2 protein-coding genes and 1 pseudogene are annotated in these 2,461 nt (G+C 38.9%); all 3 read right to left on the minus strand.

What is annotated here, in order from left to right; translation table 11 throughout:
• Window positions 1–1,218: pseudogene (locus V7D82_RS13670) on the minus strand (OmpA family protein); the annotation flags it as partial.
• An 11-nt stretch (window positions 1,219–1,229) separates the two neighbouring features.
• Window positions 1,230–2,141, minus strand: coding sequence for a PorP/SprF family type IX secretion system membrane protein (locus V7D82_RS13675; protein ID WP_333601506.1), 912 nt, complete (start codon window positions 2,139–2,141; stop codon window positions 1,230–1,232).
• Window positions 2,142–2,197: 56 nt separating this feature from the next.
• The coding region (locus V7D82_RS13680) for a gliding motility-associated C-terminal domain-containing protein (RefSeq protein ID WP_333601507.1) at window positions 2,198–2,461 on the minus strand (264 nt) is incomplete at its 5' end.

The following is a 2,461-nucleotide window of genomic DNA, read 5'->3' on the forward strand; positions in this document are numbered from 1 at the left end:
GAATCCTTTTTTGGTTTTAGAATTGATAATCAGCGCAAAATCATCTTTCGGACCATTGGCTTCTTCACCCACATTGAGTACTTCTTTAAAGTTAAGACTACCGTCTTTTGGTACTTTGGTGATGTAAATATCCAATCCACCAAGGCCTGGCTGACCGTCAGAGGCAAAGTACAATTCGTTGTCTTCATTAACAAACGGATAGGTTTCTCTGCCTTCGGTATTGATGGCATCGCCTAAATTTTCAGGAGTTCCAAAAGAACCATCGTCACTTACTTTAACGCGATACAAATCGGATTGTCCGTGAGTTCCCGGCATATCTGAGGCGAAGTATAAAGTTTTCTCATCAAAGGAAAGGGCAGGGTGCGCGGTTTGATAAGAATCGCTGTTAAAAGGAAGCGGAGTGATGTTAGTCCAGTTTCCGTCTTTGTCCAGAGTGGCTTTGTAAATTTTAAGTAAAGTTACTTTGGAAGCATCAAAACCTCTGTTGTCAAGATAGTTGTTACGCGTGAAATAAACTGTTTTACCGTCCTTGGTAAAGGCAGGCGTATCTTCGTGAAACTTGGTGTTGATTTGTTTTCCAAATTTATCTACGGCGCTAAGCGATCCGTCTTCTCCCATATTGGCACTGAACAGATTGGTGAAATATTGTCCGGTCCAGGTGTGTATTCTTTTAGAGAAATTTCCGGTATCACGAGCCGAAGTAAAAATAACTTTGGTTCCCATAAAGGCAGGCCCGTAATCAGAATATTTAGAATTGATTCCGGCATTTTCGATTTTATAACGGCCGGAATTTTTCTTGATTTCGGCTAAATAATCTCTGTTTTTAGCTAAAATTTTGGCTCTGGCATCGTTACTTTTTTTTTGCATGAATAAAGCCAGCATGGCGTCAGCTTTTTCATTTTCTTTTACCGCTCTGAGTGTTTGTGCATGACGGTAATAGAACTCAGGCTCCTGTTCGGGATTGATGGCGTAGAGTTCGCTGTAGTATTTGTTGGCTTTTTCCAATTCGGCATTAAAATAATAAGCATTCCCTAATTTGAGTAGCATATCAGGTGATTTATACCCTTTTTCATAGATGCGTTCATAGGTTTTGATAGCATCGATGTAGGCATATTTGGCATACTCTTTATCTCCTTTTACTTCAGACTTATTAGTTTGAGAATAACTCTTCACACAAGTGAAAGCTATTAGTACTAAGTATATAATTTTATTTTTCATAATCGTTGTGTTTAGAAGAATCTAGGTGATACCATTTTACTAACTTTATTGAAGAGCTCAAAACGTAAGAATATCTCGTGTGAACCAGAATTATAATGTTTTAACTGAGTAGTTTCCATATCATAACTGTAGCCTATAAATAGTCCGTCAGTTATTTGAAAACCGGCCAGCGCACTCACCGCAGCATCCCAACGGTAAGCTCCGCCGAGCATTAACTTATCAAAGAATAAGAAGTTGGCCGAAGCATCGATTTGCAGCGGTGAACCGGTCACGACTTTGGTTAAGACCGCCGGTTTGAATTTTATGGAAGGGGATAGGTCAAATACATATCCGGCAATGGCATAAAAGTTCATTCTTTCTTTAAATACGGCAACTGAGTTATCATTGTATTTGGAATCCTGCAAAAAGTTCGGTACGGAAACCCCTAAATACATTTTATCAGAGTGCAGGTAAACCCCGGCACCGAAATTAGGAGAGAATTCATTGTTGAAATTCTGTAGGTTCGGGTCATTGGCATCGGCAGGATTAAGCTTGTTTACATCCAGGTTGAATATATTGCCGGAAGCTTTTACCCCAAAGGATAATTTATAGGTTTCAGAAGTTTGAATAGTGTAGGATAAATCAGCAGATATAGTATTCTCGTTGGTAGGGCCAATTTTGTCATTGACAAAAGACAAGCCTACTCCCAGATTACTATTATTAATCGGTGTGTTAACAGAGAAAGCATTGGTTGTGGGTGCTCCGTCTAAACCTACCCATTGGGTACGGTGTAAACCAAAAATACTCATAACTCCTCTGGATCCTGCATAAGCGGGATTGACATTGATAGTGTTGTACATGTATTGGGTATACTGAGCATCTTGCTGTGCAAAACCAGTGTAACACGTTAACATCAGGGCGAAAATTAAAATTTTTGTTCTCATAATTTCTTTTTTAAAACCTGAGGGCTTTGGGCAAAACCCTCAGGAATTTGATTTATCTATCTAGTAAGGTATAAATATCCGTCTTTGTTTACTGTACTTCCATCAGTAGTTGTCCACTGAATGATGTAGAAATAGGTTCCGGAAGGCAAATCAGATGATTTGTTTACTGTGGCTCTTCCTTCAGAGACACCTTCAAATCTTCTGGAAGCATTATCATAATTAGTAGTTTCATACACTAATACTCCCCAACGGTTGTAGATTTCTACTTTATTGGATGGATAACAATCGAAATCTTCGATGTGTTCAATGTTAAAGAACTG

Source organism: Flavobacterium sp., from assembly GCF_036741995.1.
Taxonomy (GTDB): Bacteria; Bacteroidota; Bacteroidia; order Flavobacteriales; family Flavobacteriaceae; genus Flavobacterium.